We start from the raw sequence: 25276 nt of genomic DNA, 5'->3' as shown, positions 1-25276 counted from the left end.
GCGCCCCCCACGCCGCGTCCGACCCACGAGAAGGGTGCCCAACAGATGTCTGAGAGCATCACGATCCACCGGCGTACGATCCTGCAGGCCGGTATCGCTACCGCGGCGGTGTTCCCGCTGCTTGCCGCCTGTGCCACCGGCGGTGGCAGCGGCGACGACGACGAGGAGACCACCGAACCCACCGGTGACGTCGATCCCGACAACCCGTTCAACGTCCCTGCCGACGTCGAGGTCGACACCGTCATCTTCGACGGCGGTTACGGCATCGACTACGTCGAGTTCGCCGCCGACCTGTTCGAGCAGCTCCACGAGGGCTCGTCGGTCGCCGTGGCGCCATCCACCCAGATCGCCACGGAGATGCAGCCGCGGTTCGTCGGCGGCAACCCGCCGGACCTCATCGACAACTCCGGCGCCCAGGCGATGGGCTTCAACACGATCCTCGAGCAGCTCGAGGACCTGAACGACGTGTTCGACGCCCCCAACCTCGAGGGTGAGATCATCCGGGACACGGTGTACGCCGGCTCGGAGCTTCCCGGCACGTTCAACGACAAGTTCGTGGCCATCAACTACGTGCTCACCGTGTACGGCGTCTGGTACTCCGGCTCGCTGTTCGACGAGAACGGCTGGACGCCGCCCACCACGTGGGACGAGGCGAAGGAGCTCGGCGCAGCTGCGGCCGAGCAGGACCTGAAGCTGTTCGTCTGGGGTCAGGAGGCGGCGACGTACTACCAGACCCTCGCCGTCGACTCCGCGATCATCGAGGCCGGCGACGAGCTTCGCCTCGCGCTCGAGAACCTGCAGCCCGACTGCTGGTCGCACGAGGCCCTGCAGGACGTGTTCGCCGCGCTCAAGGAGATCGTCGACCTCGGGTACTTCGTCCCCGGCGGCTCCGGCACGCAGTTCACTGCCGCTCAGGCGCGGTGGAGCAACGACCGGCAGGCGTTGCTGTACCCGTCCGGGTCCTGGATCGAGAACGAGATGAACAAGGAGAACCAGGTCGCCGAGGGCTTCGAGATGAAGGGTGTCGCCACGTGGCCGCTGTCGAGCAGCTCGGCCATGCCAGCCGGGACGCTGCACTCGACGGCCGGCGAACCGTTCGTCGTGCCGACCGACGCGAACAGCGTCGAGTCCGGCAAGGAGATGATCCGGATCATGCTGTCGCGTGAGGCGGCGGAGAACTTCGCGAGGTCGAAGCTCGCTCCGACGATCGTCATGGACACGGTGCCGGAGGACGGCTTCGGGTCGACGGCGCTCGTCTCCCAGCAGGAGATGCTCGCTGCCGCCGGCGAGAACAAGTTCACGTGGAACTTCGTCGGCACGTACGGCATGAACCAGGAGCAGCTCGTCATCTGGAACTCGTTCCTCGACGGCGCGAAGTCTGTGGACGACCTCACGTCCGAGCTGCAGGCCATCACGGACCGCATCCGCGAGGACGACTCCATCGAGAAGATCGAAGTGGTATGACCGAAGTAGTCGATGGCGGCGACGCGATCGCCAAGGTCGGGGCTCGTGCCCCGGGGCGCCGTCGTGCGCCCCGGGGCGGGCTCCGGCCCCGCATGTCGTGGGAGTACGTGTCCTTCCTGGCGGTGTTCCTCGTCTTCCCGGTCGGCCTGTTCCTGCTGTTCGTGATCTGGCCGTTCGCGCAGGCGGCGTTCTACGCCCTGACGGACTGGTCGGGCTTCAGCGACGAGTTCAACGTGGTGGGCCTCGACAACTTCGTGAAGCTGTGGAACGACCCGCTGTTCATGACGGCAGTCGGGAACAGCATGAAGCTGGCGCTCGTCGTGCCGCTGGTGACAGTCGTCGTCTCGCTCGCGTTCGCGTCGCTCATCACCGTGGGCGGGCAGGGCCGCGGGCAGATCCGGGGCCTCGGCGGGTCGGGCTTCTACCGGGTGATCTCGTTCTTCCCGTACGTGATCCCGGGCATCGTGATCGCGATCATGTGGCGCCTGATCCTCGACCCGCAGATGGGGCTCGTGAACGGCGTCCTGACCGGGATCGGCCTGAACCAGTTCGAGGACTTCCCCTGGCTCGGCAGGGTCGCGACGGCGATGCCGTGGACGATGTTCGTGATGATCTGGGGCTTCGTCGGCTTCTACATGCTGCTGTTCATCGCGGCGATCAAGGGCGTCCCGGCCGAGACGTACGAGGCGGCACGACTGGACGGCGCCGGACGGATCCGGATGGCCTGGTCCGTCACGCTCCCGCTGATCCGCGACAACGTGCAGACAGCCTGGATCTACCTCGGCATCGGAGCTCTTGACGGCTTCGTCTACGTGGTGGCCCTCAATCCGAGCGGCGGGCCGGAGAACTCGACGCTCGTCATGTCGCAGCAGCTGTTCCGAACGGCATTCACCCAGGGCCAGTTCGGCTACGCGAGCGCGATGGGCGTGATCCTCGCACTCGTCACGCTGCTGTTCGCCGCGATCGTCTTCAGTGTGAACCGGCTCCTGGGCGGCCGGGACGAGAAGGGACGAGCATGACTGCCATCGCTCCTGAGAGCGCCGAGCAGGCTCCCGCCCCGCCCGCCCGCCCGGTGGGAGGCGGATCCTCCCGGTTGGCCCACGGCGATCGTGGCACCACCACGATCGCCCACATCGTCCTGGTCGTGTGGGCGGTCATCGTCATCGGGCCGATGCTGTGGACGCTGTTCTCGTCGTTCAAGACCACGAACGAGATCTTCAGCTCGCCGTTCGGGCTGCCTGCGGACTGGAACTTCGACAACTACGTGTCGGCGTGGACGGAGCACGCGATCGGGACGTGGTTCGTCAACACGGTCATCGTGGTCGGGTTCGCGCTCGCGGGAGTCATGCTGCTCGGGGCGATGTGCTCGTACGTCCTCGCGCGGTACAGCTTCCCGGGGCGCCGAGCGATCTACTACCTCATGCTCGCGGGCCTCACGTTCCCGCCGTTCCTCGCGATCGTCCCGCTGTTCTTCGTGCTCGACAACATCGGGCTGCTGAACACGCTGCCCGGCCTCATCGTCACGTACATCGCGTTCGCGCTGCCGTTCACGGTGTTCTTCCTGTACGCGTTCTTCAAGACGCTGCCGGAGGAGCTGGCCGAGGCGGCCGCGATCGACGGCGCCGGGCACTGGCGGACGTTCTTCCAGGTCATGCTGCCGATGGCGATCCCGGGCATGGCGTCCGTGGCGATCTTCAACTTCCTCGGCCTCTGGAACCAGTTCCTGCTGCCGGTGGCGTTGAACACGGACCGCGACAACTACGTGCTCTCCCAGGGCATGGCGTCGTTCGTGTCGCAGGCGGGCTACGCCGTCGACTTCGGCTCGATGTTCGCTGCAGTCGTCATCACCGTGGTGCCCGTGCTCATCGTGTACATCGTCTTCCAGCGGCAGCTCCAGGGCTCCGTGTCGCAGGGGACGATGAAGTAGTCGGCTCGTTCGCTGGCGGTACCGCCGACTCAGACCCGAGCGGTCGAGTCAGACCCTCCCGAGGGTCTGACTCGACCGCTCGGGTCTGTCTCGTGGCTGCGGCCGCGGCCTGGCCGGGTCGGAGGCGTGCTAGACCGTCGTCGGCCCGAGGTCCTTGCGGAAGTGGAACGAGCTCACCGTGTAGCCCTCGCGGTGGTAGAAGCGGTGGGCGTCGGTGCGGTGCGTGCCGGAGTCGAGGTCGACGAACCGGCAGCCGACCGCCCGTGCCCGCCGCTCGATCTCGGCGAGCAGCGTGGCGCCGGCGCCGCGGGACCGGCGTTCGGACGCCGTCACGAGGTCCTCGACGTACACGTGACGACCCATCGCGGTGTTGACGGTCTCGCGCCAGCCGGCGACGGCGAGGCACTCGCCGTCCGCGCCGACGAGCGCCGTCAGCCGCAGGCCGCCCGGATGAGCCTCCGCGTACACGGCGGCCAGGGACGCCGCCGTGAGGTGCGGGCGGAGCTGGACCAGCACGGGCAGGACCAGGTCCGCCAGACGTGGGTCGTGGGGGTCCAGATCGAGGAACGTCGCGTCGGTCACCGGGTCAGCATGCCAGTCGCGGCTCGTCCGCCCCGGTGCCGCGTCCCGTGCTCACGAGCCGCCGCCATCCGCGCTCGGCTGGATGTACGGGTGGGTGTGCTCGTCGAACAGTGCGGTACGGCGCGGGTCGAGCTCGATGAGCGCCCGGGCGGCTGCCGGGTGGTCCCACGGTCGGTAGGTGACGACGACGGGGCTGCCCACCGTCGGCAGGTGCGACGTGCTCGCGATCATGTGCGCCGCGAGCTGCCGCGGTCCGGCCGGAGTCGAGTACGCGATCCTCACGCTGAACTGCGGGCGCGAGTCCGACCACTTCCTCAGGAACGAGCGCTCCGTGATGGTCCCTGGCGCGGCGCGCCCGGCGGCACGCAGCTCCCGCATCCGTTCCTGCTCGGCCCGGACGGCCCTCAGGCCGGCGCGCGCGAGGGCCAACGAGACGAAGGCCCAGACGAGGGCGGCGACAGAGAAGACCACGGGGATGATCGAGCTCACGACGTCGAACGTCGACGCGCCGTCGCCCGTGCCGAGACCCGGCGGCCACGGCGGCGCCATGATCGCGACGGCGGTGAGGCACCCCACGGCGACGGCCAGGAACACGGGGACCTCGGTGATGCGTGAGGCGACCCGCCGTTGGCCGTAGCGCTCCGCGAGGTCGCTGTGCATCGACGCGGCGACGAGGCCCGTCGCCATGACCAGGACCACCAGGATCACGATCGCCCACCACGGGGGCGTCCAATGCGTGGCTGCGCCGTCCGACCCTTCGGGCATGAAGCGCAGCACGGCCATCGTGACGGCGGGCACCCCGAGCACGACGACGATGCCCGCCCACAGGCCGACCGGCACCGTCTCGTCGTCGGGGGCCTCGTGCGGGTCGACGACGACGGCGTCACCCGTGGCCGAGGTCGAGAACGCGGGGAGCTTCTCCCGTGGGATCGCTGCGACGTCGGAGTGCTCGCCCGTGGCGTCCGGCGTCGCCCCCGCCGGGTGCACGGGCAGGCCGGAGGTCGCCGACGGCGGGTGTCCGGGCGGTGGGGGCGGCGGCGGGTAGCCGGGCTGCGCGATGGACGACGGCGACGGCCCCGGTGGTGGGGGAGGGGGTGGCGGTGGTGCGGGCGGCAGCGTGACGCCGAGGCTCTGCGCGAGCTCCTCCGGCGTGGGCGGCCGCGTCCCGGGAAGCGGTGACGCTGATGCGGGCGGCGCGGGCGCGTACCGGGGCAGCCAGTCGCGCTGAGGGGGCGTCGCGCTGCGCGGGTCGTGGTCGGTCATGTGCCACCGCCTCTCGCCATGGTGATGCCCTGGATAGAGTCAAGATAGCGCAAAGTACGACCGATCACACCGCGGCGGATCCAGGGCTCGACGTGACGATGTCTTGACGTGCGTCCCGGGGTCAGGGCCGGAGCCGCTCGGCGCCCCGCGCGCCCTGGCCCGCGCTCGCGTGAGACGTCGGTGCAGCCCCGACCCGAACGCGCCATGAGGGGCGCGAGACGGCCCTATGGGTGCCCAGATCGCACGTTCGCGGCGGGCGGCGGCACGAGTCGGGGCGCCGCGACCAGGTCGTGAGTCGCGCGTGGGGCCGCGACCAGGCGACGAGTCGCGGTCTGAGGGCTCGGGACGCGACCCATCGCCTCCTGGACGGTCGTTGCCCGAGTGCCCGGGCGTACCCACGTGAGCCCCGCGCCAGGTGCCCGGCGCGGCCCGGCCGAAAGGCTGTCGCGCGCGTCACGTCGTGTGCTACGTTCCCGCCTATTCGATATACCCAAAGGGCTGGGAGTGCACCACGATGGGCCGGATCGCGGCGACGATGGACGGCGACGTCCTGGATGAGGTGACCGCACAGGTCACGGAGGCGCTCGACGCCGAGACGGCCACGATGTTCGCGGAGGCCATGCGACGCACGCTGAGCGACGCCGTCGTCCTCGAGAGTGGAGACACCACCGAACCGCCCACCGCGTTCGTCCTCACCGGCGACATCCCCGCGATGTGGCTCCGCGACTCCGCGGCGCAGATGCGGCCGTACCTCGCGCTGCTGGGCGTCGACCCGGGACTGGGCGACGTCGTCGCCGCGCTCGTGCGTCGCCAGTCCCGCCAGATCCTGCGCGACCCGTACGCGAACGCGTTCAACGACGGCCCCACGGGCGCCGGCCACCAGGCGGACGCCACGGCCATGACCCCATGGACGTGGGAGCGCAAGTACGAGGTCGACTCCCTCGCGTTCCCGCTCCAGCTCGCCCACCAGCTGTGGAGCGCGACCGGCCGCACCGACCACCTCGACGAGGCGTTCCGCGCCGCGGGCCGCGCCGTCGTCGAGACCCTGACCACCGAGCAGCGCCACGACGAGCTCTCCACCTACCGGTTCGAGCGCACCGACTGCCCGCCGAGCGACACGCTGACCCGCGGCGGGCAGGGGTCCCCGGTCGGCGTCACCGGCATGACGTGGAGCGCGTTCCGCCCGAGCGACGACGCGTGCGCCTACCACTACAACGTGCCGGGCAACCTGTTCGCGGTCGCCTCCCTGCGTGACCTCGCGGAGCTCGCCAGCGGACCGCTCGCTGACCCGACCCTCGCGCGCGACGCGGAGCAGCTCGCGGACGAGCTGGACGCGGCCACGCGCCGCCACGGCGTCGTCGAGCACGCGGCGCACGGACGGATCTGGGCGTACGAGGTGGACGGCCTCGGGAACCACCTGCTCATGGACGACTCGAACATGCCCAGCCTGCTCTCGCTGCCGCTCACGGGCGCCGTCGACCCGGAGGACGAGGTCTACCGCGCCACGCGCGCGTTCGTGCTGAGCGACGCGAACCCGACGTTCGCTCGCGGGACGACCGGCGAGGGCGTCGGCAGCCCGCACACGCCGCCCCGCTGGGTGTGGCCGATCGCGGCTGCCGTCGAGGGCCTCACGAGCGGCGACGACGGCGAGAAGCGCCGCATCCTCACGATGCTGCGCGAGGTGAACGGCGCGCGGGGTCGCATGTGCGAGTCGTACGACGTGGACGACCCCGCACGCTTCACCCGCGAGTGGTTCTCGTGGGCCGACTCGATGTTCTGCGAGCTGGTGCTCGACGTCGTCGGCTACGCGGTGCCCGGCCGGGTCAGGTCGGACGCAGGGAAAGTCCCGCACCTGGCATAGAGGCCAGGTGCGATCGGCAAAGGAGGCGATCGATCATGACGACGACGACAGCGGTGGTGCGTCCGGGCGCGCGGGCGGCGGATCCGCCGCGCGCGGGCGGGCGCACCCGACGACGGCCGTCGCGCCAGTGGCGGATCCAGGAACGGTGGGCGTGGCTCTTCGTCGCCCTGCCCATGCTCCTGTTCGCGATCTTCGTGCTGATCCCGGCCGGGATGGCGCTCGTGCTGAGCTTCAGCAACTACTCGATCATCGGCGACACGGGCTGGGTCGGGATCGACAACTACACGAAGCTCTTCCTCGACCCGTACTTCTTCATCGCGCTGCGGAACACGGCCTGGTACACGCTGATGTTCGTCCCGCTGGGGCTGATCGTGGCCATCTCGACGGCGCTGCTCCTCAACCGGAACGTGCGCGTGGCAGGGCTCTTCCGCACGCTGTTCTACATCCCGGTCGTCTCCTCGACGGTCGCGACCGCGACCATCTGGTACTGGCTGCTCAACCCGCAGTTCGGGATGCTCAACGTGGCGCTCGGGTGGTTCGGGATCGACGGCCCGGCGTGGCTGTACGACTCCGCGTGGGCGATGCCGGCGATCGTGCTCATGAGCGTGTGGGCCGGTTTCGGCACCAACATGATGATCTACCTGGGCGGCCTGCAGGGGATCCCGCCGCAGCTGTACGAGTCGGCGCGCACGGACGGCGCGTCCGGGTGGCAGCAGTTCCGCTTCATCACGATGCCGAGCCTGTCGCGGACGACGTTCCTCGTCTCGACCCTGCTCGTCATCGGCGCGTTCCAGGTCTTCGACCAGGCCTACGTCCTCACCAAGGGTGGCCCGGGCAACTCGACCATCACGCTCGTCTACTACATCTACACGCAGGGCTTCGGGAACCTCGAGATGGGCTACGCGTCGGCCATCTCGTTCGTGCTGTTCGCGATCATCGCGGTCTTCGCGCTCATCAACGTGCGGATCACGGGAAGGGACAACACATGAGCGCGCAACCCGCTCCCAGCAACCCGCTCGTCACGACGACGTCGCGTGCGCGGGCGGCCGGCGGTGCCGCCTCCTCGCCGCCTCTGCCCATGAATGCCCGACGGCGCACGCCGAGCAGCCGGGTCCGCGCACTCGTGTGGTGGGTCGCCGTCGTCGTCGTGTCGGTCCTCACGGTCTTCCCGCTGCTGTGGACGCTCATCACGTCCCTGAAGCCGGCGGGCGACATCCTCTCCGGCGCTCTGGAGCTCATCCCGCGCGTCGTCACGCTCGAGAACTATCAGCGCGCCGTCACGGAGGTCCCGTTCGGCAGGTACTTCGTGAACTCGCTCGTGCTCGCGGTGGCGGGCGTGATCGCGAACCTGTTCTTCGGCTCGCTCGCCGGGTACGCGTTCGCGAAGCTGAAGTTCCGCGGGAAGAAGGCGCTCTTCGCGACCCTGCTCTCCTCGCTCATGATCCCCGGGATCGTGACGATGGTGCCGTCGTTCCTCGTGCTGCGGGCGTTCCCGCTGGCGGGCGGCAACAACATCCTCGGCCAGGGCGGCGTCGGCTTCCTCAACACCTACTGGGCGATCATCCTGCCCGGCGCGGCAGGCGCCTTCGCCGTCTTCTTCATGCGGCAGTTCTTCTCGACGATCCCCGACGAGCTCGGCGAGGCCGCGCGTATCGACGGCGCCTCGGAGTTCCGGATCTTCGCCCAGGTGTACCTGCCGCTGGCGAAGGCCGGAGCCGCCGTCCTCGGCATCCTCACCTTCCAGGCGGGCTGGAACAACTTCATGTGGCCGCTGATCGTGCTGAACGTCCAGGAGATGTGGACGGTGCAGGTGGGCCTGGCGTCGTTCATGACCGACTACGCGACCGACTACGGGCCCCTCATGGCCGGCACCGTGATCGCCAGCCTCCCGGTCCTGCTGCTGTTCGTGTTCGCCCAGCGCTACATCATCGAGGGAGTGGCACATGTCAACGCGCGTTAGTCGAAGGACGGTCCTCGGTGCGCTCGCCGCCGGGGGAGCCGGCGCCGGTCTCCTCGCCGCGTGCGGGGCGCCCAACCAGCCGCAGTTCGCGGCCTCCGGAGCGCGCATCCTCACCATGTGGGGCGGCTGGGCCGGCGATCAGGCGGGGCAGATCCAGACGCAGCTCGACGCGTTCAACGCCTCGCAGGGCGACTACGAGTTCCGGTACGTCCCGCAGGGCGCGATGGAGCAGAAGCTCCTCACGGGCATCGCTGGCGGGAACATCCCCGACCTCGTGCTCTGGGACCGTTGGCAGACGGCGAAGTACGCCCGGCGGGGTGCGCTGCAGTCGATCGACGCGTGGGCGGAGCGCGACGGGTTCGACCTCAACGCGTTCTTCCCGGAGTCGATGCGCGAGATGCAGGTCGAGGGCGAGACGTTCGGCCTGCCGCTGCTCGTGGACGCTCGCTCGATCTTCTACAACCGCGCGCACCTCGACGAGGCGGGCATCGCGCCACCGACCACGTGGGACGAGCTGGCCGACGCCGCTGAGGCGCTGACGACCCGGGAGGGCGGCGCGCTGAAGCGGGCCGGGTTCGAGATCCAGGACGTCGGGCTGTTCAGCATGTACATGTACCAGGCGGGCGGCGAGATGCTGGACGCCTCGTTCACGCGCACGGCGTTCGACGCGCCGGAGGGGCTGGACGTCCTGAGCTTCTGGGACGAGCTGCTCCACGAGCGTCAGGTGTACGAGCTCGGGTTCTCCGACGGGATCGACGCCTTCGCGCAGGGGATCGTCTCGATCAAGTACGACGGGCCGTGGCAGCTCCCCACCTGGGACGCTGTCGAGGGTCTCGAGTACGGGATCGTGCCGGCCGTGGCCGGGCCTCGCGGCGACCAGGGCGCCGGTCTCGGCGGCTTCGGGCTCATCATCCCGACCGGCGCGCCGGACCCCGAGGGTGCGTGGGAGCTCATGAAGTGGTGGGCGGGGGAGTCGGCGAACAACGTGGCGTTCAGCGAGATCAGCGGCTGGATCCCGGCCAACGTCGAGGCCGCGAACGATCCCTACTTCGTGGCCGACGAACGCTTCGCGCCGCTCGTGGAGACCATCTCCGTGGCACGGATCCGCCCACCCGTGCCCGGCTACTCCGACGTCGAGGGTCTCGCGCTCATCCCCGCCCTGCAGCAGGTGATGTCCGGGACCCTCTCGGGCGAGGCGGCGCTCGCGCAGGCGCGAGAGCAAGGCGACCGGATCCTGGAGGCCAATCGATGACGACGACGGCGGCGCTCACCTTTCGGCGGGTGGCACCTGGGGAGTGGCCGGGGCGTGCGGACGTGGCGCAGCTGAGCCTGTCCGAGCTGTGGTGGGCGCCCTGGCCCCAGCTGCTGCACAACACGCACCCGACGAGCGCCGCCGAGGACGAACGGGTCTTCAACTACTGGTGGCTGGCTCACGTGATCGACGTGCAGGTGGACGCGTACCTGCGCACCGGCGACGGCGCGTGGCTCGACGCCGCCCGGGATACGGCGTCGAACATCCGGACGCGCAACGGCGACAGCCTGTTCAACGACTACTTCGACGACATGCTCTGGTACGCGCTCGCGCTGCTCCGGGTGGCGGAGGCGACGCCGCCCGGAGCGGCGGGCGGCGGGCACGACGGCGTCATGCGCGACGTCGTCGCGCTGTGGGACCACGTGCTGGAGCACGGCTGGACCGACGTGCACGGGGAGTCGGTGAGCTGGCGCACGCAGCAGCCGGACTACAAGAACACGCCGGCCAACGGGCCGTTCATCATCCTCGGGGCCAGGCTCGCCCGCGTCACGGGTGACGCGACGTACCTGACGTGGGCGCAGCGGTCGATGGACTGGCTCGAGGCGCACCTCGTGGGTGACGACGGGTTCGTGGAGGACGGGCTCGGGCGGGAGGGCGGCGACGTCGTCGACACCCACTGGCGCTTCACGTACAACCAGGGGCTGTACATCGGGGCGTGCGTGGAGCTCGCCCGGGCGGCACGGCGAGGCGCCGGCAGTGAGGAACGAGCGCAGGAGGACCGCGACCGACGAGCGGCTGCGTGGCTCGACAAGGCGGAGCGCACGGCGCTGACGTCGATCCGCGAGCTCGCGACCGACGGCGTCTTCCGCCGCGAGGGCAACCTCGCGCCGGACGACGTGCCGGAGGCCGACGGCGGCGACGTCGGGCTCTTCAAGGGGATCTGGTACCGGTACGCGGCGCAGCTGCTGGCCGAGCGGGACGTGCCGGGGGTGGCGGCGTTCGTGCGCTCCAGCACAGACGCGCTCTGGGCGCATGCCCGGATCCCGGCCCCCACTCCTTCGCGAGAGGAAGTTGGTGCCACCGCGAGAGGAAGTTTGCGCAACGGCGAGAGGATCTCTGCGGCCGCCGCCTCGGCCGGGGCTCCCGGCGAGCTCCTCCGGGCCGGGGACGACTGGACCCGGCCCGCGCCGCCGACGGTCGGCTACTCCACGCAGCTCAGCGCCGTGATGGCGCTGGAGGTGCGTGCGCTCCTCGAGGCGTGATCTTGCCCGACGCCGACGCCGACGCCGACGCCGACGCGGTCAGTCGCTGACGTGCGCGACGCCGGGGCGCCCCGACTCGACGAACACCGTCGCTCGCGTCGTGATCGGGGCGCCCGGGCTCGTGACGTAGGGGACGATGCGGTACTCCGTGTGCATCTCGTCCCTCCCGAGCCGGCACACCTGGTATCCCCGCTGCGCATTGTGGAAGCGCAGGTGAGGATTCTCCGCCAGCCACACGGTGCCGGTGCCGTCCATGTCGGATCCGTCCTTGCCCGACGTCAACGACGTGCCGAGGAACTCCGTGCCGACTGTCGGCGAGCCCTCGTCCGCGAAGCTGAGCTTGAGGTCCGCCGCCGCGCTCCGGTGTGCGTCGCCGGAGAGCACGACGAAGTTGTCGACGTCGCGCTCTGCCAGACCGTCGAACAGACGCTGGCGGGCGGCGGCGTACCCGGGCCACGGATCGGTGCCGTACCGCTCGCCCGGACCCGTGACCGTGTCGGCGTCGAACATGAAGACCTGGCTGCCCAGCACCTTCCAGCGCGCTGTGGCAGCCCCGAGACCGGCCAGCAGCCACGCCTCCTGCTCCGGACCGAGGATCTGGCGCTCGGGGTTCCACCGGTCGGCCTGATCCGTGACCTGCGGATCCCGGAAGCGCCGGGTGTCGAGCACGTCGAGCTGCAGCATGTCGCCGAACACGAGCCGCCGGAAGACCTGCATCTCCGGACCTCGGGGCATGGAGGAGCGGCGAAGCGGAAGGTTCTCCCAGTACGCCTGGTACGCGGCGGCGCGCCGCTGCCGGAAGACTGCCGGGTCCTGGTCCGGTTCGTCGTCCGGCTCCGAGTGGTCGCCCGCCCAGTTGTTCTCCAGGTCGTGGTCGTCGGGCGCGACGATCCACGGGTGGGCGTGGTGGGCCGCCTGAAGGTCGGCGTCGAGCTTGTACTGGGAGTACCGGAGGCGGTAGTCGGTCAGCGAGTAGAGCTCCACCGCCGGGAGGTGGGCGCGGCCGATGTCGCCTGCCGCGTCCCCCTCGTAGATGTAGTCACCGAGGTGCACGAGGAAGTCGACGTCCTCGTGGGCCAGGTGTCGCAGCGCCGTGAAGAAGCCGACCGAGTAGTTCTGGCAGCTCGCGAACGCGAACCTGAGCTCGCGCAGGCGCGCCCCGGGCGCGGGAGCTGTCCGTGTCCGGCCCGCGGGGCTCGCCTGGCCGTTGGCGCGGAACCGGTACCAGTACGTGTGGTCCGGTCTCAGTCCGTGCACCTCGGCGTGGACGCTGTGAGCCCACGCGGCGCTGGCGTGCTCGACCCCCCGGCGCACGATCCGGCGGAACCGCTCGTCCTCGGCCACCTCCCACGTGACGGGGACGACGCGGTCGGGCATGCCTCCGCGGCCGTCGGTCGCGAGCGGGTCGGGGGCGAGCCGGGTCCAGAGCACGACGCCGTCCGGGTGCGGGTCGCCGGAGGCGACCCCGAGCGTGAAGAGCGGGTCACGCGGCACGGGCCCGGCGGGAGCGGCGACGGCGGGCGCCGCGGCGGCGACGACGGCGCCGCTCGAGGCGACCCCGGCGATCGTCAGGAAGGAACGGCGGGCGAGGGTGGACGTCGGTGCTGGCACGGTGGGCCTCCGGTTCATCGTCGATCCGTACTACTGCGGTCTGTCGAACGTGTCGGGCGGCGGCGTCGTACGACGCGGGATCAGCGCACCGACGTCGGCGAGCCAGGAGTCGAGCGTCACCGACAGCCGGGCGACGACGTCGCGGCGCCGGCCGCTGACGTCGTGGCTTTCCGACACGTCGGCGACGACGTCGAACAGCTCGTCGTGCTCGATCCCGAAGTGGCGCACGAGCTTCCAGCGGCCGTCCCGGACGGCTGCCGACGGTGCGCCGCCCTGGTTCGAGTAGTGCGGGTAGTGCCAGAAGATCGGGCCGCGGTCCAGTGGTGCGCCCTGCCACGCCGGCCACAGGTTCACGCCGTCGACGTGCTGCTCGGGTAGCTGGGTGAGCCCGGCAGCAGCAAGCAGCGTCGGGTAGAAGTCCGGTGACGTGAAGGGCAGGTCGGACCGTGCGCCGGCGGGGACCCGGCCGGGCCAGGAGACGATCGTCGGTACGCGGGTTCCGCCGTCGGCCATCCAGCCCTTGCCCTCGCTGAGGGGCGCGTTGCACGTGGGTGAGCCCTCAGCCGTGGAGAGGCCGCCGTTGTCCGACGTGAAGACGATCAGTGTGTCGTCGAGCTTCCCGACGTCCCGGAGTGCGGTCACGAGGCGGCCGACGGCGCCGTCGAGCGTCTCCAGCATCGCCGCGTACGTGGGGTCCGACTGGATGCGACGACGGCGCACCCGTTCGGACCGCAGGTGCCGGGCGGGCATGTGCTCGCCCGCCTCGACGGCGTCAGGCCCGTGGGTGGGCAGGCCGAGGGTCTCGGCCTTGTGCCGGTACTTCTCGACGAGGTGCGCGGGCGCCTCGATCGGCGTGTGCACCGCGTAGTGCCACAGGTTGAGGAGGAACGGGGCGTCGTCGCTGCTCCGCACGAGGTCGACGGCCACGTCCGTCAGGCGGTCCGTGAGGAACTCGCCGTCGGGTGCGTCCTCGAGCGCGCCGATACCGTAGGGCGCGTAGTAGCTGACCGGGGAGCCGCTCGCCGAGCCGCCGACGTTGAGGTCGAACCCGTGGTGCTCCGGCAGGTGGCGGCCGCCGCCGAGATGCCACTTGCCGACGTGCCAGGTGCGGTAGCCACCCGCCCTGAGAGCTCGTGCCAGTGCGTACTCGTCCTGGGGGAGCCCGTGGAAGTACGGGACGTCCCTGAGCGCTCCGATGGCGTGCCCGCCGATCCAGTTCGTCACGCCGACGCGGGCCGGGTACTTCCCGGTGAGGAGACTCGCGCGCGTGGGCGAGCAGACGGGAGCCGCCGCGTAGGAGTGGGTGAACCGCGTACCGCTCGCGGCCAGCGCGTCGATGTGCGGCGTCTCGTAGAACGTCGAGCCGAAGCAGCCGAGGTCCCGCCACCCCAGGTCGTCCACGACCACCAGCACGATGTTGGGGCGGTCCGGCTCGGGTACGCGCACCTGCTCGTTCGACGCCGTCATTTCACGGCTCCGGACATGACGTCACCGCGGAACCACCGCTGCGCCCAGAGGAAGAGCGCGACCACCGGGATGCTGATCACGAGGACCACCGCCATCAGGTAGTTCCACTGGGTCGAGTGCTCCTGGAAGAACGAGGTCAGCCCGAGCTGGAGCGTGCGCTGCTCCACCGAGCGCGTCATCACGAGAGGCCAGAGGAAGTCGTTCCAGGCGCTCTGCAGGGCGAAGATCGCGACGACCGCGACGGCGGGCAGCACCAGCGGCGTGTAGATCCGCCAGAAGATCGCGAGCTCTCCTGCGCCGTCGACGCGTGCGGCGTCGGCTAGCTCGTCAGGGAGGTCCTTGTAGAACTGGCGCATGAGGAAGATCGCCAGGGCGCTGATGAGGTGGGGGATTACGAGGCCGGGGAGCGAGTCGACCAGGCCCTGACCGCCCTGCCCGAGGATGTCGTTGCCCCCGACGAGCGGCAGGCGTGCCGCGAGCACGAACAGCGGCACCATGATGATCTCCGGCGGCACGACGAGCAGCGCGATGAGCAGGACCAGGTGGCTCCGGGCGCCGGGCACGGGGAGCTTCGCGAGCGCGTACCCGGCGGTCATCGCGAGCGCGACCTGGACCACCGTCGAGACCACGGCGACGACGATGCTGTTGATCGCGAACCGGCCGAACTCCTGCTGCGCGAAGGCGTCGACGAAGTTCGACCACGCGAGGCCGTCGGGCACCTTCCCGATGGCCTGGCCGGTGGGCGTCACGGCGGCGAGGAGGACGTACGCCATCGGCAGCACGTACGCGGCCGTCAGTGCCAGGCCGATGAGGTACCAGTACCACCGGGGGGTCTCCCGTGACCGTCGCCGGCTCATGCGGACCTCCGCGCGCTCGCCTGGCGGTAGCCGACGAGGCGGGCAGCCCCGGCGACGACCGCGACGGTGCCGAAGAGCAGCACGGCGATCGCCGAGGCCTTGCCGAAGGCGAGGCCGCTGAAGGCCTCCTGGTACATCAGGTACACGATCGTGCGGGTCGCGTTCACGGGTCCGCCGCCCGTCATCACGTAGGCCTGCGTGAACATCTGGAGCGCACCGAGGAACCAGGTGATGAGGACGAACACCGTCGCGGAACGGATCTGGGGGAGCGTCACGTGGGCGAAACGCCGGACGGGACCCGCGCCGTCGACCTCCGCCGCCTCGAGCAGCTCCCGAGGGACGGCCTGGAGCGCCGCGAGCAGGATGATCATGAAGTACCCGAGGTTGCGCCACAGGCTCATCGCGATGATCGACGGCATCGCGAGGTCGATGTCGGTGAGGAAGTGGATCGGCTCGCCCCGCACGGCCTCGCTCAGCTGGCTGAACGGCCCCGCGACCGGGTCGAAGAGCAGTGTCCACACGAGGGCGACGACGACGTAGGACGCCCCCTGCGGGAGGTACACCAGCGTGCGCATCAGTGGCCCGCCGTGCAACGCCCGGTTGAAGAGCACAGCCACGAACATCGCGACGACGATGCCGATGCCGACCTGGCCGAGGGCGAACTCGACGGTGTTTCCGACGGCGGTCCAGAACACGTCGTCGGCGAGGACGCTCCGGTAGTTGTCCAGGCCGACGAACTGGGGCGGATTGATGAGGTCGTAGCGCGTGAGGCTCAGGCCGACGGCCACCGCGAGGGGGACGAGGATCGTCAGCCAGATGAGGCCGAACCCTGGTGCCGCGAGGGCGATCGCGGCACGGCGACGCCGGAGGTCGAGTGTGCTCGAGGAGTGGACCTCAGACGCCATTGATCTCGTCGATCGTGGCGTCCAGGTCGGCGAGCACGCGTTCGACGTCGTCGGGGTTGCGGATCGCGTCCTGCATGGCGGTGTTGATCTCTGGTGCGATCTGGAGCATGTTCGGGTGCGCCGGCTGCGGCACGATGTGCTCCGCGGCCTCGATGAACCCCGGCGGCGTGTCCGTGAGGTACTCGGCGTCTGTGAGGTCGCTGCGAGCGGGGAGCCCGCCGAAGAGCGCGTCGAGCTGTTCCACGTTCGCGCGGGACAGCATGTGCTCGACGAGCTGCCAGGAGCCGTCGGGGTCGTCGGTCGACGCAGCGATGCCCAGCTTGTTGATCCAGGCGCTCGTCACCGGCGAACCGCTCGGTCCGATGAGCGGTGGCCCCGCCACGAGCTGCTCGACGATCTCAGGCGCGTTGTCGACGGCGTTGCGGACCGTGAAGGTGCCGGTGTACGTCATCGCCGCCTGGCCCGCGACGAGCGCGCGCGGTCCGGTGCCCTGGTCCTGCATGTTCACGTCGGCGAGGCCGTCCCGGTAGAACCCCGTCAGGTACTCGAGCGCCAGGACCCCGGGTTCGGAGGAGAACTGCGCCTTTCCCGACTCGTCGTAGTAGGTGCCGCCCGCCTGCAGCAGGAGCTGGGCGAACGTCTGCTGCAGGCCGATGCTCTGGTCCTGGCCCCAGTCGACGGCGGCAGTGACGCCCTCGACTCGGGCGGCCTGGATCTGCTCCGCGAGGGAACGGAACTCCTCCCAGGTCCTCGGCAGGGAGCTCGGGTCGGCGCCCGCCTGCTCGAGGAGGTCGGCGCGGTAGAGCGTGGTGCGCGTGTCGGAGTAGAGCGGGAGGGCATACTGCGAGCCGTCGAACGCGCCGTCCTCGATCATCCCGGGGTAGAAGCTGTCGAGGTCGCCCCAGGACGCCACGTGGTCGTCGAGCGCGAGGAGGGCGCCCCGGTCCGCGAGCGGCGCCGTCCAGATGCCGCCGATGAGGAGCACGTCCGCCAGCGTTCCGGTACCGGCGGCCGTGGTGACCTGCTGGAACGCGGAGCCCCAGTCCACCTTCTCGAGGGTGACCGTGTAGCCGCTCGAATCGGCGAACTCGGGCAGCAGGGTCTCGTTGACGAACGTGTCGAGCTCGGGGCTGCCGCCGATGAGCAGCAGCTTCAGCTCGCCGCCCTCGCCGTTCCCGGAGCTACTCCCGCCGTTGCCGCCACTGCTGCAGGCCGCGAGGAATGCCGCGGCGGATGCGGCGCCGGCGCCGAGGACGGTCCGCCGGGCGAGCGGTGTCCCCGAGATGGATCGGCTCATGGGTGGTCCTCACAGACGTCGTCGGCCGTGTCTACGGATTTAGTAAGATGCTGTAACTATATGGCGAAGCCCGGAACCGATGTCAAGACCCGGACCCGGATGCGGAACGATGGGCGCGGGAAGGAGGTCGGGCATGCGGGAGGGCTCGATCAACGCGGCGGCGTCGCAGCTGCAGATGCGCCGTCACAACCTCTCCCTGGCCTTGCGCGCGATCCTGGACGACGGTCAGGCGACACGCGCTGAGCTGGCACGTCGGTTGGGTCTGTCGAAGCCGGCGGTCACCCGCATCGTCGGCGATCTTCTGGCCGCCGGGTACGTGGCCGAGGTCGGGCCGGAGGCAGCGAACGGCAGGGGGCGACCGGGATCACGCCTCGTTCCCCACGACGACGCGCACGCGTTCCTCGGTGTCGACATCCGACTCGACCGACTGGTGGCGCAGGCTCGCACGCTGACCGGAGCGGTCCTGGCCGAGGCGACGGCACCCGGCCCGATCCCGGCCACCTCGGAGGACCTCGTGCAGAGCGTGACGACGTTGCTCCGACGAGTGACGGAGCCGCTCGAACGGCCTGTAGGTGGTGTGGGCGTCGCCGTCGGCGGGACCGTCGACGACGCCGCCGGCCGGATCGTGCGCACGGCCCATCTGGCATGGCGTGACGTCCCGATCGCCCGACGCCTGCGCGAGGCGGTCGGGGACGACGCCGTCCCGGTCCGCCTCGCCGACGCCGCACGGTGCGCGGCGTCGGCGAACTGGCGCGAGGTCTCCGGCGATCCGGCCGCCGCCGACCTCCTCCACCTGCAGCTGGGCGTCGGTGCGGGAACGGGCTGGATCGACCGTCAGACCGGGGCACCGCACCCGAGGCTGCCCGCGCCGATCACTCACCTCCCGATCGACCCGAACGGTGAGCGGTGCCCGTGCGGTGCGCGCGGATGCCTCGACGTGATGGCGGGCTTCCCGGCGTTCGTACAGCTTGCCGGCGTGGAGGCGCCGACGCCCAGCGGAGATCACACGGTGATGCGGGACTACTGCGCGCTGGTCCTCGAGCGCGCGCAGCGGGGCGACGAGCGGGCCGCGGAGGCCATCCGGCTCGTGGCGACGCGTATCGCGGAGGCGGCGTCGATCCTCATCCTGACCTTCGCGCCGACGCGGTTCACGCTCGGGGGCTACCCGCTCATGCTGGGGGAGTCGTTCCGGTCGGCCTTCCTCAGCGGTATCCGCCCGAGGGTGCCCGAGATCGAGGCCACGCTGGTCAGTACCGGCCTGGGCGACGAGGCGTCCCTCGTGGGGGCGTACCTGCTCGGCGTCGCTGCGATGGCGGATGATCCGCTGAGGCTCCTGCGCTGACGCTCAGCCCGCCATGGTGGGCATGTCCGGGAGGTCGTACATCGCGACGAGGTACGGGTGGTCCTCCCGGTAGGACGTCAGAGGCTGGGCGTCCTCCACCCGGCCCTGCGGCCGCCGTCCCGCACCGACGACGCCGAGGCGCGCGTCTCCCAGATCCGCGCGGATCGTCTCGGCGACGGCCTCGAGACGCGCGACGACGTCGGGATGGTCCGCTGCGACGTCGTGCGTCTCGGCGGCGTCCGTGCGCAGGTCGTACAGCTCCCGCATCGGGTCGCGGCGCTTGGACAGGTGGAGCTTCCAGTCCCCGACCCGCACGGCCTCGAGGTCGTCCATGTAGTAGTAGGCGAACGTCTCATTCGGGGCGGGCCCGGCGCCCGTGAGCAGCGCCGTGAGGTCGACGCCGTCGACCGGCCGGGCCGGATCCGCCCAGTCCGCCGCGCCGGCGACGGCGGCGAACGTCGGCAGCAGGTCGATGGAGCGCGTGACGGCGTCGCACACGCCTCCCGCGGGGATCGCGGCGGGCCAGCGCACCACGCACGCCACGCGCTGGCCGCCCTCCCAGGTCTGCGCCTTGTGGCCGCGGAGCGGGTCGTTGCTGCCGCCCTCGCCGCGGGCCCGGGAGCCGTTGTCGCTCGTGAACACGACGATCGTGTTCTCCTCCAGCCCGAGGCGGCGCAGCGTGTCCATGACGACGCCCGTGCTCCAGTCGAGGGCGGCGACCGCGCCGCCGTAGCCGCCGTTGCGCGACGCCGCGAGGAACGGCGCCGGGACGAACAGCGGCACGTGGACGTACATGTGCGCGAGGTAGAGGAAGAACGGCTGGTGGGCGTTCTCCTCGATGAAGCGCGTCGCGGCCACCGTGTACCGCTCCGTGAGCGAGCGCTGGTCGGGCTGCTCCTGGACCACGCTCTCGCCGGACATCAGCGGGAGCGGTGGCCAGTCCTCGTGCTCGCGCTGGCGCCCCATGTCGTTGCTGAACGGGATGCCGAAGTAGCTGTCGAAGCCGTGCCGGGTCGGGAGGAACTCCGGCTGGTCGCCGCAGTGCCACTTGCCGATGGCGGCGGTGGCGTACCCGGCGTCGCCGAGCACCCGGGCCATGGTGCGCTCGGCGGGGTCGAGGCCCACGGGGTCGCCGGGGAACAGCACCGGACGGCCGACGAACTCGCCGAATCCGATGCGCGGCGGGTAGCAGCCCGTCAGCATCCCCCCGCGGGACGGGGAGCAGACCGGCGATGCCATGTAGAAGTCCGTGAGCCGGACTCCCTCAGCGGCGAGCCGGTCGAGGTGCGGCGTGTCGTTGCGCATGGAGCCGTAGCACCCCAGGTCGCCGTACCCCAGGTCGTCGGCGTTGATCAGGACGATGTTCGGGCGCTGGGTCACGAGCACAGATCCTCTCGCGGACGCGCAGGGATCCTCTCGCGGACGCGCAGGGATCCTCTCGCGGACGCGCAGGGATCCTCTCGCGGACGGGGTCGGGTCAGCGGACGGGAGCGGCTGCCGTGGAGCGCCCCTCGACGATCCGCACGGGGATCGTGTCCTGGGCGACGACGCCGCGCTCGCGCAGCTGCGCCGTCACGAGCTCGAGGGCGTGCGTGCCGATGCCGTGCTGGTCCTGCTCGACGTGCGTGAACGGCATCGCGGCGTCGGCGAACTCCGGGGGCGCGTCGAAGCAGATGATGGACAGCTCGTCCGGCACGGACCGGCCGAGCTCGCGGGCCGCCCGAAGCAGGATGCGCGCGGAGTGGTACTCGGTGACGACGCACCCCGTGATGTCCGGGTGCTCCCGCAGGAAGGCGACGAGGCGGGCGACGTCGTCCTCGGCGGTGGTGGTCGCCCCGGGCACGACGGACAGGACGCCGTCGTAGACGCTGGTCGGTTCGAGCTTGACGTGGTGGGCGGCGTGCGCGGCGACGAACCCGCGCCGGCGCTCGTCCAGCGACGAGATCGCGTTCGGCGAGAGCACGAGCGCGAGCCGGTGATGACCCAGGCCGAAGAGGTACTCGGCGGCGAGCCGTCCCCCGGCGACGTTGTCGGACGTCACGGTGCTCACCGGCATGCCCGTGAGCGTGCGGTCGACGATGACGAGCGGGAACCGCTGCCCCACGAGGCTGACCACGGCCGGGGGGATGAACTGCGACGACGACGGCAGCAGGACGAGCGCGTCGATCCCGCTCTCCAACTGGTCCTCGATGAGGCGTTCCTCGAGCTCCGCGGCGCCGCTCGACGTCGCGACGAGGACGTGCGCGCGGTGCCGCGAGGCGTCGAGCATGCCCGCCAGCAGCTGCGTGCCGAACGCGTCGTCGAAGCCCGGCACCACGTACCCGATCAGGGGGAGGCGCGTCTCCGCCTCCTCGGCGCCGGGAGAGCGTGAGACGACGACGGTGCCGATGCGCGGCCGGCGCGAGACGTACCCCTCGTCGCGGAGCATGTCGAGCGCGCGCTTCACCGTGATGGCGCTGACCGAGAACTCCTCGGTCAGGTCGGACTGCGAGGGTAGGCGCTGCCCCACCGACCACTCGCCGTCCGCGATGCGGCGACGCAGCGTCTCGTGGACCTGCGCATACAGCGCTTCCGTCATGTGTCACCTCTGCTGCGCGCAATGAATATGCCGGTTTCGCATCCTCCCACGGCGCGGCAGGGGGTGCCGATCATGGGCGCCGACGCGCCGCCCGGCCCTAGGGTGAGCGCAGCGACGACGAAGGGGAGTGTCGTGACGATGGCGGGGGACGGCGCGCACGTGCGCGCGACGCTGCATGTGGACGGCTCGGGTGAGGTGCACATCGGCGACGCCGTGCATCCGTTGCGCGGGGACGGTCTGGCCGGTGGGCGGCAACGGCTGAGCGAGGTGCTCGTCGCGCACGCACGGACGAGCGGGCCGGGCGGTGTCCGGGCGCTCGTCGACGACCCGGAGGGGACGTGGCACCTCCACGTCTCTCCGGACGGACGGGTCGAGGAGGTGCGCCGGCCCGACGAGGCGACGACCGACACGCCGCCCGACGGCATCGACGTGACGAGGGTCCGCACACCGGGGGTCACCGTCAACCGTGCCGCGGGCGGCACGGCCAGCGACTTCGCCGGACGTCTCAACCTCCCGCCCTCCCCTCGTGCGGCCCCGCCGACGACGGCGCCCGCGGCCGAGGCGGTCGCGTCGCCACCCGCTGCCGACGCGCACCCCGCGCCCCGGCCGCCGGCCGCCGAGCCGCAGCCCGCCTCCCGGCAACCAGCCGAGCCGCAGCCCGCGCCGGCGGCCACCCTCCCGACGCACGGGACGCCGTCGTCGTCCCCCGCTCAGGCGCCCTACCCGCAGCCCTCCGCGCAGGCGGCGCCGGTCGCGCCCCCGGCACCAGTTGCGCCCCCCAGCGCGCCGGAGGCGGCGCCGAGCCGATCGTTCCTGACGTCGACGACGCGCGAGGAGCCGGCCAGGTCCGGTGTGCGCGGCGGGCTGAACCGCGTGGGCTTCAAGCTCGCCCCGGGGCAGAAGGAGCAGGGCCTGCGGGCCGCGGTCCGCGCGATGAGCCAGCACTGGCCGGGACCTCGGACGATCAGCGTGGTGAACGGCAAGGGCGGTGCCGGCAAGACGACCGACACGATCATGCTCGCCGCGATGTTCGCCACGTACGGCGGCTCCGGCGTCCTCGCGTGGGACAACAACGACACGCGCGGCACGCTCGGCTGGCGCACCGAGCAGGGCAGCCACGACGCGTCGATCATGGACCTGCTCCCGCATGTCGAGCGGCTGCTCTCACCGGACGCGAACGCCTCGGACCTCGCGTACTTCGTGCACCACCAGGTCAGCGACAAGTACGACGTGCTGCGCTCGCGGCCCGAGGTGCTCGCCACGCAGCAGCGCATGACGGCGGAGGCGTTCGACGCCGTGCACCGCGTGGCGGCGAAGTACTACCGGCTCATCCTCGTGGACTCGGGCAACGACGAGTCGGCCGAGCGGTGGCTGCAGATGGTCGAGCGGACCGACCAGCTCGTCGTGGCGACGTCCACGCTCGAGGAGCACGCCGAGGCGGGCCGGCTGCTGCTGCTCGAGCTCGCCGAACGCGGCGAGAGGGCAGCCGCACTGGCGGCGAACGCCGTCGTCATCGTGTCGCACGCGGATCGCGACGAGGCCGCACCCGCGCACATCGCTGACGGCTTCCGGCGGATCGCGCGGGACGTCGTCGCCATCCCGTACGACCACGGGATGCGGGCGCGGCCCCTGCGGTTCGGGTCGCTGCGCGGCGAGACCCGCGACGCGTGGCTGCGCGCGGGCGCGGCGGTGGCCGCCGGGCTCTGACGCGGTCCGCCGGCGCGTCGGGGCTGGCGCCGCACGTCGTCCGACCCGGCGGTCCGGACCCGGCGGTCCGGCGCCGGCGGAGCTACCCGACGATCCGACCGGAGGCGTCGAGCTCGAGGGTGACGACGTCGTCGTACGTCCGCCGTTCGGTGCGCACGACCTCGTACTCCGAGTCGAGCACCGGGAAGACGTACACCGGCGTGAACGTGACGGTGGCGCCGGTCGACGTGCGCCGCACGTCGACCTCCAGGTGGCCGTAGTGCTTGCCGCCGTCGATGAGCTGCGGGACGCCGTCGACGACGGCCCACTGCTCGGCCTCGTGCTGGTCGGCGGTCCACTGGCTGAACTCGTTGTAGGACAGCAGCGGGTCGGCGAACGAGCCGCCGTCGCGGCGCTCGCCGCGCAACCCGTCGCCGGAGACGCCGACGTCGTAGTAGCCCACGCCCACGCCGTCGCCGTCCGCGTCGACGAGGCTGCGCTCGAACATCTCGCTGTGCCCGGAGATCACCGCCGTGACGCCGTACCGCTCGAACATGTCGTGGTAGATCCGCATCGGGGTCCCGCCCTGGCCGGACGTGTCGGCGTGGTACATCGGCAGCCCGTGCTCGCCGCTGCTGTACGGCACGTGGTGGAACTGCACGAACACGATCTGGCCGGCGGCCCGCGCGTCGGCGAGGTTGGCCTCGGCCCAGGTCCACTGCGCGCTGCCCGGGTGGAAGTCGGCGAGATCCGTGCCGCCCGCGGCCTCGTACTCGGCCCGCGTGAAGTTGTTCTGCGTGTCGGTTCCCGGGCCGAAGTACTCGCGGCCTTCCGCCTGCTCGTCCTCCGGGTAGTTGGCCGGTGCGTCGTCCGGCACGCCGTTGTTGGCATCGAGCGTGAGCACGGTGATCGGGCCGTAGTCGATCCGGTAGAAGGAGTCGGTCAGCTCGGGGTGGCCGTTGCCCGGCGCGTCGAAGTACGCGTGGTACTTCGCCCGGGACTGCACCACGATCGACCTGTCCTCCGGTGTCCCGTACCCGCCGTTGAGCGCGCCGAAGCTCTCCCAGTTGCCGAAGGCGGGCAGCACCGGTGTGCTGGAGAGGCCGCTGCCGGCGGAGCCTGCGTTGTGACGGAACCACTCGTCCCAGCCGGGCTGGTAGCCGCCGCCCTGCACGAGGTCGCCGGTGTTCAGCACGAAGTCCGGGTCTCGTGCGTCGACGACGTCGAGGTTCCTCCGGTAGCCGTCGTCCTCGGTCAGGGCGTACCGCAGCACGTCCTCGCCGAGGAGCTGCGCCGTCCCGAACGTCTCGGCCCACGCGCTGCCCTGGGCCGCCGGGCGGTTCTCGCCGCCGAGCCCCGGCGCCCACTCGCGGTACTGCACGCGACCGCGCGGCTCGGTCTCGGAGTCGGACATCGCGATGAAGCGGATCGAGTCCCAGTCGTCCGCCGCGGGCGCGGTGTGGAACCGTTCCGTGAACCGGCTGCGCCCCTGGTGGACCGTGTACTCGTACGTCGTCCCCGGTTCGAGGTCGGTGAGGTCGAGGACGTGCTTGAAGCTGCCACCGTCCAGGAGCCACGACCCCGGTTCGAGCCCGGCGATCTCCTCGTCGAGCTCCGCCTGGGTGTACTCGAGGACCGGCTGTTCCTCCGGCGTCGTGCGCCACACGCGCGTGCGCGGATGGCCGTCCACCGCGCGGAGGCGGAGCAGCCCGGGCCGGTCCGTCGTCGAGAACCACGTGACGCTCATCGACGTGCTCGACGGGTTCTGCAGGTACGGGTTGACGCGGAAGTCCTCGTCGTGGCGCGGAGGGCCGGCCCAGGACGGCGCGGCGAGCAATGCGAGCGCGAGGAGCGCGGCGACGACGGCGGAGAGCGTGCGGCGGAGCGAACGGTGCATGAGCCCCTCGATTCGGCGACGGCGCTGACCTCTGGCCCTGGGAGGCGACCCTGCCACAGGTCGCC

Annotated in this window: 20 protein-coding genes; 10 read left to right on the top strand and 10 right to left on the bottom strand. The window is 71.0% G+C overall.

The features are described 5' to 3' along the window. The first annotated feature begins 45 nt into the window (after nucleotides 1–45). From ngcE to BCAV_RS20110, 3 genes are read left to right on the top strand one after another with little or no spacing between them, the layout of a single operon-like run. Complete coding sequence (ngcE, locus tag BCAV_RS20120) at nucleotides 46–1464, top strand: N-acetylglucosamine/diacetylchitobiose ABC transporter substrate-binding protein (RefSeq protein WP_015884474.1); 1419 nt, start codon at nucleotides 46–48, stop codon at nucleotides 1462–1464. After that, nucleotides 1461–2483: a carbohydrate ABC transporter permease gene (locus BCAV_RS20115; RefSeq protein ID WP_043347624.1), complete on the top strand. Its 1023-nt coding sequence runs from the start codon at nucleotides 1461–1463 to the stop codon at nucleotides 2481–2483. The genes ngcE and BCAV_RS20115 overlap by 4 nt, the downstream gene beginning before the upstream one ends. After that, nucleotides 2480–3391 (top strand): carbohydrate ABC transporter permease, encoded by a 912-nt coding sequence (locus BCAV_RS20110; RefSeq protein WP_015884472.1) that lies wholly within the window; start codon nucleotides 2480–2482, stop codon nucleotides 3389–3391. The genes BCAV_RS20115 and BCAV_RS20110 overlap by 4 nt, the downstream gene beginning before the upstream one ends. Nucleotides 3392–3520: 129 nt before the next feature. Here BCAV_RS20110 and BCAV_RS20105 read toward each other — a convergent pair whose 3' ends face one another. Together BCAV_RS20105 and BCAV_RS20100 are read right to left on the bottom strand one after the other, a co-directional pair. After that, entirely contained in the window at nucleotides 3521–3973 is a 453-nt protein-coding gene (locus BCAV_RS20105) for a GNAT family N-acetyltransferase (RefSeq protein ID WP_015884471.1), read from the bottom strand. 51 nt (nucleotides 3974–4024) lie between these two features. Further along, the gene (locus tag BCAV_RS20100) at nucleotides 4025–5236 is read right to left on the bottom strand and encodes a DUF3592 domain-containing protein (RefSeq protein ID WP_015884470.1); all 1212 of its coding nucleotides are present in this window, start codon (nucleotides 5234–5236) and stop codon (nucleotides 4025–4027) included. A gap of 514 nt (nucleotides 5237–5750) precedes the next feature. Between BCAV_RS20100 and BCAV_RS20095 the strand changes: the two genes are divergently transcribed. The 5 genes from BCAV_RS20095 to BCAV_RS20075 are packed head-to-tail and all read left to right on the top strand — an operon-like array spanning nucleotide 5751 to nucleotide 11571. After that, entirely contained in the window at nucleotides 5751–7097 is a 1347-nt protein-coding gene (locus BCAV_RS20095; protein WP_015884469.1) for a glycoside hydrolase family 125 protein, read from the top strand. 35 nt (nucleotides 7098–7132) lie between these two features. Continuing rightward, nucleotides 7133–8086, top strand: a complete 954-nt coding sequence (locus tag BCAV_RS20090; RefSeq protein WP_015884468.1) for a carbohydrate ABC transporter permease — start codon at nucleotides 7133–7135, stop codon at nucleotides 8084–8086. Next, nucleotides 8083–9057, top strand: coding sequence for a carbohydrate ABC transporter permease (locus BCAV_RS20085; protein ID WP_015884467.1), 975 nt, complete (start codon nucleotides 8083–8085; stop codon nucleotides 9055–9057). The genes BCAV_RS20090 and BCAV_RS20085 overlap by 4 nt, the downstream gene beginning before the upstream one ends. After that, nucleotides 9041–10309, top strand: a complete 1269-nt coding sequence (locus tag BCAV_RS20080) for an ABC transporter substrate-binding protein (RefSeq protein WP_015884466.1) — start codon at nucleotides 9041–9043, stop codon at nucleotides 10307–10309. Before BCAV_RS20085 ends, BCAV_RS20080 begins: the two co-directional genes overlap by 17 nt. After that, nucleotides 10306–11571, top strand: a complete 1266-nt coding sequence (locus BCAV_RS20075; RefSeq protein WP_050761772.1) for a glycoside hydrolase family 76 protein — start codon at nucleotides 10306–10308, stop codon at nucleotides 11569–11571. The genes BCAV_RS20080 and BCAV_RS20075 overlap by 4 nt, the downstream gene beginning before the upstream one ends. A gap of 39 nt (nucleotides 11572–11610) precedes the next feature. On the opposite strand, the gene BCAV_RS20070 is transcribed toward BCAV_RS20075, so the two are convergent. Genes BCAV_RS20070 through BCAV_RS20050 form a run of 5 tightly spaced genes read right to left on the bottom strand, consistent with a single transcriptional unit; the run spans nucleotide 11611 to nucleotide 17708 of the window. Next, nucleotides 11611–13200 carry an alkaline phosphatase D family protein gene (locus BCAV_RS20070; protein ID WP_043347618.1) on the bottom strand — a complete coding sequence of 530 codons (1590 nt, stop codon included), beginning with the start codon at nucleotides 13198–13200 and terminating at the stop codon, nucleotides 11611–11613. Nucleotides 13201–13212: 12 nt separating this feature from the next. Beyond that, nucleotides 13213–14649, bottom strand: a complete 1437-nt coding sequence (locus tag BCAV_RS20065) for a sulfatase (protein WP_015884463.1) — start codon at nucleotides 14647–14649, stop codon at nucleotides 13213–13215. Continuing rightward, nucleotides 14646–15506: a carbohydrate ABC transporter permease gene (locus tag BCAV_RS20060; RefSeq protein ID WP_015884462.1), complete on the bottom strand. Its 861-nt coding sequence runs from the start codon at nucleotides 15504–15506 to the stop codon at nucleotides 14646–14648. The genes BCAV_RS20065 and BCAV_RS20060 overlap by 4 nt, the downstream gene beginning before the upstream one ends. After that, nucleotides 15503–16411: a carbohydrate ABC transporter permease gene (locus tag BCAV_RS20055; RefSeq protein ID WP_015884461.1), complete on the bottom strand. Its 909-nt coding sequence runs from the start codon at nucleotides 16409–16411 to the stop codon at nucleotides 15503–15505. The genes BCAV_RS20060 and BCAV_RS20055 overlap by 4 nt, the downstream gene beginning before the upstream one ends. After that, entirely contained in the window at nucleotides 16401–17708 is a 1308-nt protein-coding gene (locus BCAV_RS20050; protein ID WP_015884460.1) for an ABC transporter substrate-binding protein, read from the bottom strand. Before BCAV_RS20050 ends, BCAV_RS20055 begins: the two co-directional genes overlap by 11 nt. 133 nt (nucleotides 17709–17841) lie before the next feature. Here BCAV_RS20050 and BCAV_RS20045 point away from each other — a divergent pair, with 133 nt between their 5' ends. Next, nucleotides 17842–19050, top strand: coding sequence for an ROK family transcriptional regulator (locus tag BCAV_RS20045; protein ID WP_015884459.1), 1209 nt, complete (start codon nucleotides 17842–17844; stop codon nucleotides 19048–19050). 3 nt (nucleotides 19051–19053) lie between these two features. Here the strand turns inward: BCAV_RS20045 and BCAV_RS23475 are convergent, their stop codons facing one another. Next, nucleotides 19054–20430: a sulfatase family protein gene (locus BCAV_RS23475; protein WP_015884458.1), complete on the bottom strand. Its 1377-nt coding sequence runs from the start codon at nucleotides 20428–20430 to the stop codon at nucleotides 19054–19056. 97 nt (nucleotides 20431–20527) lie between these two features. Beyond that, nucleotides 20528–21628 carry a GntR family transcriptional regulator gene (locus BCAV_RS20035; RefSeq protein WP_015884457.1) on the bottom strand — a complete coding sequence of 367 codons (1101 nt, stop codon included), beginning with the start codon at nucleotides 21626–21628 and terminating at the stop codon, nucleotides 20528–20530. 138 nt (nucleotides 21629–21766) lie between these two features. On the opposite strand from BCAV_RS20035, the gene BCAV_RS20030 reads away from it, so the two are divergent. Next, nucleotides 21767–23335, top strand: coding sequence for a ParA family protein (locus BCAV_RS20030; protein ID WP_043350806.1), 1569 nt, complete (start codon nucleotides 21767–21769; stop codon nucleotides 23333–23335). Nucleotides 23336–23417: 82 nt separating this feature from the next. Here the strand turns inward: BCAV_RS20030 and BCAV_RS20025 are convergent, their stop codons facing one another. Beyond that, nucleotides 23418–25211, bottom strand: a complete 1794-nt coding sequence (locus tag BCAV_RS20025; protein WP_015884455.1) for a purple acid phosphatase family protein — start codon at nucleotides 25209–25211, stop codon at nucleotides 23418–23420. Nucleotides 25212–25276 lie beyond the last annotated feature (65 nt).

The organism is Beutenbergia cavernae DSM 12333 (genome assembly GCF_000023105.1).
Taxonomy (GTDB): Bacteria; Actinomycetota; Actinomycetes; order Actinomycetales; family Beutenbergiaceae; genus Beutenbergia; species Beutenbergia cavernae.
The sequence above is the reverse complement of the archived record's forward strand: the minus strand, read 5'-3'. Positions and strand labels throughout refer to the sequence as shown.